Origin of the sequence: Ligilactobacillus pobuzihii E100301 = KCTC 13174 (genome assembly GCF_000349725.1) — a bacterium.
GTDB classification, from domain to species: domain Bacteria; phylum Bacillota; class Bacilli; order Lactobacillales; family Lactobacillaceae; genus Ligilactobacillus; species Ligilactobacillus pobuzihii.
In genome coordinates this window covers 80,421-88,106 of sequence record NZ_KB714698.1, presented here as the reverse complement: position 1 = coordinate 88,106, position 7,686 = coordinate 80,421, and the positions used below count along the sequence as shown (strand labels likewise).

General features: G+C 37.7%; 6 protein-coding genes and 1 other annotated feature. All 6 genes read left to right on the top strand.

Annotated features, from left to right (window positions below):
• The coding region (locus LACPOB_RS12490) for an aminotransferase class V-fold PLP-dependent enzyme (protein WP_040532996.1) at positions 1-508 on the top strand (508 nt) is incomplete at its 5' end.
• Between the two features lie 12 nt (positions 509-520).
• On the top strand, positions 521-1,738 hold the full coding sequence (gene thiI, locus LACPOB_RS0108040) for a tRNA uracil 4-sulfurtransferase ThiI (RefSeq protein WP_017868325.1): 1,218 nt from the start codon (positions 521-523) through the stop codon (positions 1,736-1,738).
• A gap of 59 nt (positions 1,739-1,797) precedes the next feature.
• Positions 1,798-2,006, top strand: a binding site (T-box leader).
• Between the two features lie 155 nt (positions 2,007-2,161).
• Complete coding sequence (locus tag LACPOB_RS0108035) at positions 2,162-4,822, top strand: valine--tRNA ligase (protein ID WP_017868324.1); 2,661 nt, start codon at positions 2,162-2,164, stop codon at positions 4,820-4,822.
• Positions 4,823-4,984: 162 nt separating this feature from the next.
• Positions 4,985-6,295, top strand: coding sequence for a bifunctional folylpolyglutamate synthase/dihydrofolate synthase (locus LACPOB_RS0108030; protein WP_017868323.1), 1,311 nt, complete (start codon positions 4,985-4,987; stop codon positions 6,293-6,295).
• 9 nt (positions 6,296-6,304) lie between these two features.
• Complete coding sequence (locus tag LACPOB_RS0108025; protein WP_017868322.1) at positions 6,305-6,955, top strand: HAD family hydrolase; 651 nt, start codon at positions 6,305-6,307, stop codon at positions 6,953-6,955.
• 48 nt (positions 6,956-7,003) lie between these two features.
• Positions 7,004-7,678 (top strand): JAB domain-containing protein, encoded by a 675-nt coding sequence (locus LACPOB_RS0108020; protein ID WP_017868321.1) that lies wholly within the window; start codon positions 7,004-7,006, stop codon positions 7,676-7,678.
• Positions 7,679-7,686 lie beyond the last annotated feature (8 nt).

Here is a 7,686-nt window from a genome sequence, read left to right as displayed (position 1 = left end):
AACTGGCCGAATGATCGAGCCATTAATGGCAGGCGGTGGTCAGGAAAAAAACCAACGGAGTGGGACTGAAAATCTACCTGCAGTCGCCGGAATGGCAAAGGCTTTACGTTTGTTACTTACTAATGAGTCGGATAATGTCGCCAAAGAACGGAAAATCAAACAAAAAATATATGATCATGTTGTGGCAGAATCAAATGTCACTGTTTTTTCAAAAGTTGATCAAACTTCGTCACCACATATTTTGTGTTTTACTATTGATGGAGTTAGGGGAGAAACGATCGTTCACGCATTTGAAGAACAAGGGATCTATATTTCAACGACAAGTGCTTGCTCATCTAAAAAAGGGGTTATTTCAGGAACGCTAAATGCAATGCATGTTCCTGAAAAAATTGCAACATCAGCTGTTCGGGTCAGTTTAGATGAAAACAATACTTTAGAGCAAGCCGACGAGTTTAATCGTGTATTTGACCAAATTTACGCACGTTTTTCAAAGATTTTTGCCAAGTAGAAAGGATAACAGATGCAATATACAGAAATCATGGTTCGTTACGGCGAATTGTCAACTAAAGGAAAAAACCGACGTTCATTCATTGATCGGTTAGGTACTAATACTAGAAATGCACTGTCAGGTTTTAAAAAGCTTGAGGTCAAAGCACAGCGTGACAGATTGCATATTCGGTTGAATGGTGAAGATTATCATCAGGTTGCAGACCGAGTAGGTAAAATCTTTGGTATTCAGAGCTTTTCGCCCGTCATTAAAGTTACACGTGACGTTGAAGAAGTTAAGAAGACGGCAATTTCGATCTTTAACGAGATTGCACAAGATGGTATGACTTTCAAAATTAATACGCGTCGATCAGACCATAATTTTGAATATGATACAAACCAAATGAATGACCTTTTAGGTGGAACTATTTTGAGTAATTTTCCTGGTGTTAAAGTTCAAATGAAACATCCAGATATTGTTTTACGCGTAGAGATACGTATGAATGGTATTTTTTTATCATATGAGATGCTCCCAGGAGCAGGAGGATTACCAGTTGGTACCGCAGGTAAGGGCCTCTTGATGCTATCAGGTGGTATTGATTCACCTGTTGCTGGATACCTAGCTTTGAAACGCGGGGTTGACTTGGAAATGGTCCATTTTTATAGTCCACCATATACCAGTGAACAAGCGTTGAATAAAGCCAAAGAATTAACCGCTAAACTTGCACCCTATGTGGGCAAGATAAAATTTATTCAAGTTCCGTTTACTGAGATTCAAGAAACTGTAAAACGTGACATTCCAGCCAGTTATCTAATGACGATCCAACGTCGTTTTATGTTACGACTTTGTGAAAAAATCGCCGAAAAAAGACATGCTTTAGCAATTTTTAACGGAGAATCATTAGGCCAGGTAGCTTCTCAAACAATGGAGAGCATGGCTGCTATTAATGATGTCACTTCAATGCCAGTTTTAAGACCGGTCGTTTCAATGGACAAAAATGATATCATTAAGCTTGCGGAAAAAATCGATACGTTTGAATTATCGATCAAGCCATATGAAGATTGTTGCACTGTTTTTGCTCCGACTGCTCCTAAAACGAAGCCACGGATCGATCGTTCACGCCAATATGAAGAAAAACTAGATATTGATGGTTTGATCGAACGTTCATTGTCGGGAATAAAAATAACTGAGATCAGTAGTGATGATCATTATTTGAATGCCCAAGAAGAAACATTCGCCGAATTACTCTAAGGGGCTGAATATGCACCATTTATTCTTGACGTTTGATAAACATAAGGTTAGAATTATCTCATAAAGCTTTGACCAAGAGGATCAATTGGTGCTCACTTTTAGAGAGAAATGGGTTGGTGAAACATTTCAGTGAACCATTGATTGTAGCTTGCTAGCTGTCGATTTGAATTTGTTAAGTAAGGTCGACCGGATCTTCATCCGTTAACACAGAATTTAAGTGGGGTTAAAAGCCCAATTTAGGTGGTACCACGGCACTGTCGTCCTAATTGATAGGACGGTGGTGCTTTTTATTTGCATCTTTTTATGTGTTGATTACTCATGAAGTGGTGAATGTACTTTAAACAATGGTAGACAAATAGTAAGCTTTAACGCATTGATTATTAGTTTAAAAATAGGATTAAAATAAGAAGGGATGAGAAATAAATGGCTAAAGAAGTTGAAATGTCAACGAAATACGACCCAACCGCTGTTGAACATGGACGTTATCAAGAATGGCTCGATAAAGATTTATTCAAGCCCAGTGGAGATACGACCAAAAAACCATATTCTGTTGTTATCCCACCACCAAATGTAACAGGTAAATTACATTTGGGTCATGCCTGGGACACCACCTTACAGGATATGATCGTGCGGCAAAAACGGATGCAAGGCTTTGATACATTATGGTTACCTGGTATGGATCATGCCGGTATTGCAACTCAAGCTAAAGTTGAAGCACGTTTGGCTGAAAGTGGTGTCTCACGTTACGATTTAGGCCGAGAAAAGTTTGTTGATAAGGTTTGGGAATGGAAAGATGAATATGCGGACATTATCAAACAACAATGGGCTAAATTGGGATTATCCTTAGATTATAGTCGGGAAAGGTTTACGTTTGATGACGGACTTTCTAAAGCTGTCCGCAAAGTATTCGTGGCGTTATACAAAAAAGGCTTGATTTACCGCGGAGAATACATTATTAACTGGGATCCAAAAGCACGTACTGCTCTGTCAGATATTGAAGTTATCCACCAAGATGACCAGGGCGCTTTTTATCACGTAAAATATCCATTTGTCGATGATACAACATTTAACGGTAAAAACTATATTGAGATCGCGACAACACGTCCAGAAACAATGTTGGGTGATGTTGCTATCGCGGTTAATCCAAAAGATGAACGTTATAAACAACTAGTAGGTAAAGAAGTTATTTTGCCATTGCATGGTAGACATTTGGAGATCATTGCTGATCAATACGTTGATCCTGAATTTGGGACGGGGATGGTTAAAATCACTCCTGCACATGACCCAAATGACTTTGAGGTTGGTAATAGACATGACCTTGAACGGATCAATACGATGAATGAGGATGCTACCTTAAATGATAAAGCAGGCAAGTATGCCGGTATGGATCGTTTCGAGGCGCGTAAGGCTATTGTTAAGGACTTAAAAGATCAAGGTTATCTTTTATCTAAGGAACCGATCGTGCATAGTGTTGGGCATTCTGAACGGACTGGTGTACAAGTTGAATCACGTTTGTCGACTCAGTGGTTCGTGAAGATGCAACCACTAGCTGAGGCAGCTTTAAAGAATCAGGAAACTGACGATCGTGTTAATTTTGTTCCGGAACGTTTTGAGAATACCTTTAGTCAGTGGATGGAAAATGTTCACGACTGGGTAATTTCAAGACAGCTTTGGTGGGGACATCAAATTCCAGCTTGGTACCATAAAGAAACTGGCGAGATCTACGTTGGCGAACAAGAACCAAGTGATCCAGAAAATTGGGAACAAGATCAAGATGTTTTAGATACATGGTTCTCAAGTGCCTTGTGGCCATTTTCGACAATGGGCTGGCCAAATGAGGATGCTGCTGACTTTAAACGTTACTTCCCGACCGATACTTTGGTAACTGGTTATGACATTATCTTTTTCTGGGTTTCACGAATGATCTTCCAGAGTAAAGAATTTACTGGTCGACGTCCTTTCAAAAATGTTTTGATCCATGGTTTGATCCGTGATGCTGAAGGTAAAAAAATGAGCAAGTCATTGGGAAATGGCATCGACCCGATGGATGTTATTGAAAAATATGGTGCCGATGCTTTACGTTGGTTCCTAGCAACTGGTTCGACTCCAGGACAAGATATTCGTTTCTCGTATAAAAAGATGGATTCTGCTTGGAATTTTATTAATAAGATTTGGAATGCTAGTCGTTTTGCGATCATGAACTTTGATGAGAAAACTAAAGCAGAATTACCAGATCAAAGTGAATGGCAACTAGCTGACAAGTGGATCTTAAGTCGCTTGAATTCAACTATTCGTGAAGTTACACGTTTATTCGAGGATTTTGAATTTGGTGAAGCGGGCCGTGCTTTGTACAACTTCATCTGGAATGATCTGTGTGATTGGTATATCGAAATGGCTAAAGAGGATTTTTATGGTAAGGATCGCTCTTTGAAACATAACACTCAAAACATTTTATGTTATGTTTTGGACCAAACTTTACGTTTGTTACACCCAATCATGCCATTTGTAACAGAAGAGATCTGGTTGGCTATGCCTCATGATGGTACTTCATTAGTAACTGCTGCCTACCCACAAGAACATGCTGAATTTGAAAATAAGGAAGCCGAAAAAGGCATGGACAACTTGATCGAGTTGATCAAGGCTGTCCGTAATATTCGAGCAGATGCTCATGCACCCTTATCTTCGCCAATTGATATTCAAATCAAGACCACAATGCCTGAAACGCAGTCGATTTTTGAATCAAATCAAGATTATATCGAGCGTTTTTGTCATCCAGAATCTTTGCAAATTTCAGCTGATATCAAAGCACCGACATTAGCAATGACTGCTGTTATTAGTGGAGCAGAAGTTTACATTCCACTCGCAGGTTTAATTGATTTGAACCAGGAAGTAGAAAGATTACAAAAAGAGATCGATAAATTAGAAAATGAAGTTTCACGTGGTGAAAAGAAATTAAGTAACCAAGGCTTTGTTAATAATGCACCTTCTCAAGTTGTTGATGAAGAAAAAGAAAAACTTACTGGCTATAAAGAAAAATTGAGTGCAACCCAGTCACGGCTTGCTGAGGTAAAAAAAGAAATGTAAGACGTAAAACAAGGAAAACTACGCAAAAGTTTTCCTTGTTTTTTAATGCTATCTTTTTTGGTTTCACGTATAATAAATCTGTGACATGATCAATAAAATTGCTGTGTTAATTTATGTAAGATTGATCAAAAAGATAAGGTTTAAGGAGTCAGACGTTATTGTATGATTGAAGTAAATAATTATGATGAAGCTTTAGAATATATTCATGGAAGGCATAAATTTGCTAAGGATCCATCTTTAAAAAGAATGCGGCGTTTTGCTGAAATTTTTGGAGATCCACAAGAAAGTTTGCAAATGGTTCATGTAACAGGAACTAATGGTAAAGGATCAGTCACTGCGTATTTGCGCGATTTATTGATGGGACAAGGCTATGATGTCGGAACTTTTACGTCTCCTTTTATTGAAAAGTTTAATGAACGTATCTCAGTAAATGGAAAAATGATTTGTGATGAGGAAATCTTATCCTTGGTTCAAGAAATACTTCCAGTAGTTGAGCAGTTAGATCATGAGTTTATAGACTTGGGTGGTCCAACTGAATTTGAGGTCTTAACTATGATGATGTTTGTTTATTTTGGACGATGTCACCCTGATTTTGTGATCGTTGAAGTTGGCATCGGGGGAACCTATGATTCAACTAACATTATTACTCCATTACTTTCGGTCATAACATCTGTAGGCATGGATCACATGCAGATTTTAGGAAACACTTTAACTGAAATTGCTGAAAATAAAGCAGGGATCATTAAACATGGAGTGCCAGTGGTTTGTGGTCAACTTCCAACTGAGGCTAAAAGTGTTATTGAAAAGAAAGCGCAACTGATGGACTCTGGACTATATTTGTTAAATCAAGATTTTACGGTAGTTCCCAAAAGTGTAGCCAATTTTTGGGGTGAAGTTTTTGACTTTAGCTTTCATGAATATTTAGTAAAAGACGTGCAGATACAAATGTTAGGTGGTTATCAAATTTCTAATGCTGCAGTTGCATTGACAGCATTTTTAGTAATGATGTCAAAACATCAAATTTCAGTCAAGACAAGACAGATAAAAAAATGTTTGCAACAAACTACCTGGCCTGGGCGATTTGAAAAAGTCAATGATGAACCACTAATAGTTTTGGATGGAGCACATAATGTACCTGCGATCCAAGGTTTAGCTAAGACTCTTAAAGACAAGTTTAATGACCAACACATATATATTTTGCTGGCTGTTTTAGAAGATAAACAATTTAATGAAATGATTGCTGAATTAACCAGGCTATCCCATGTTACAATTGCTTTGACGAAGTTTTTCGCACCTCGAGCTACTTTAAAAAAAGATGAATTGGATGGTAAATACGATCAGATAAAGATGTTTGACCAATGGAACGAGGGTTTTTTAACGTTGATCAATGAGATGTCAGCAAATGACATGTTGCTTATTACTGGGTCTTTATATTTTGTATCTGAAGTGCGTCGGTATTTTAAGGAAGAGTAAGGAGAAAAAATGAAACCAGAATTAGTTATTTTTGATATGGATGGAGTTGTATTTGATTCAGAAAAAGTTTATTACACCGCTAATAAAATGGCGGCGGATGAGTTAGGGATCACGTACTCGATGGATTACTATCGAAGATTTATTGGAGCCGGTAATGAACAAATGATGACAGCCATGACCGAAGATCTTGGTGATGCTAGTTTAGTCAGGAAGTTTATGGAACGGAGTTTTAGTTTAATAAATCCGTTGGTAATGGAAGGTAAGTTAGAATTAAAAAAGGGTTTTCTAGAATTGACCAGTTCCTTGCAAGCTTCACGGACGCCATATGTTTTAGCGTCTAGTAATGATCGAAAACAAATTGATTTTTACTTAAGGACCTTAAAAATGGATCTGGGGTTTAACTTGATCATTTCAGCTGATGATGTTAGTCAAGCTAAGCCGTCACCAGAAATTTTTAATCAGGCTTGGCAAAAAGCGGGCCATCCAGTTAAGGAAAAAACTTTAGTGATCGAAGATTCCCATAATGGTATCTTGGCTGCAAATCGTGCACAGATTCCAGTGGCGATGGTTCCTGACCTAATTCAACCGACCGACTATGACACACAAAATACGTTTGGTGTTTTTCATGATTTGAATGAATTAACAAATCTTTTGAATTAAAAAACATTTTTTACTCTTTTCTGCGTATATATCTTTGGAGGGGTAAAAATGACATTGATAAATTCTTATGACTTAGATTACTTGGCTTCGCAGATCCAGCATTTTGGTACACATGAACTAACCGATCGTGAACTACTGTATTGCGTTTGTTGTACTGCATTTTCGAAGCGTGAAGCTGACAAGATAATTGAACGATTTTTTGCGCAATACGAAAATTTGGAACAAATGCAGTATTTAACTGATCAGGAGGTTCGTTCTTTATTACCGAATGAAAAAAAGGCCTGGTTTTTTGAAGTTTTAAGCGAGTTTGCAAAAAGATATGAAAAAAGACCAAGCTGTGCATTGGGAACAGTTTATTCCAGTAAAAAAATTGGCGAATATATGTCTAAAATGTATGGTTCCTCAAAGCAGGAACTTTTAGTAGGTGTTTATTTAGATACTAAGAACCAAGTGGTCCTGCAAAAAAATCTGTTTAAGGGAACTTTAAATTCTGCTACGGTCCATCCACGCGAAATACTTAAAGAAGCAGTCAAGTGCAGCGCGGCACGTTTTATGGTCGTGCATAATCATCCGAGTGGAAATGTAACACCGTCCAAAAATGATTTGGCTTTAACTAAAAGACTTGTGGGTTGTGGAAAAATGTTAGGTATTACTTTATTAGATCATATTATTGTGGGGGATACTTCGTATTTAAGTATGCGTGAAGAGGAAATTATTGCATAATTGAAATA

Bases quoted from the DNA above. Each gene is read 5' to 3' on its own strand.
- thiI (WP_017868325.1), top strand. From the start codon at position 521: ATGCAATATACAGAAATCATGGTTCGTTACGGCGAATTGTCAACTAAA.
- LACPOB_RS0108035 (WP_017868324.1), top strand. From the start codon at position 2,162: ATGGCTAAAGAAGTTGAAATGTCAACGAAATACGACCCAACCGCTGTT.
- LACPOB_RS0108030 (WP_017868323.1), top strand. From the start codon at position 4,985: ATGATTGAAGTAAATAATTATGATGAAGCTTTAGAATATATTCATGGA.
- LACPOB_RS0108025 (WP_017868322.1), top strand. From the start codon at position 6,305: ATGAAACCAGAATTAGTTATTTTTGATATGGATGGAGTTGTATTTGAT.
- LACPOB_RS0108020 (WP_017868321.1), top strand. From the start codon at position 7,004: ATGACATTGATAAATTCTTATGACTTAGATTACTTGGCTTCGCAGATC.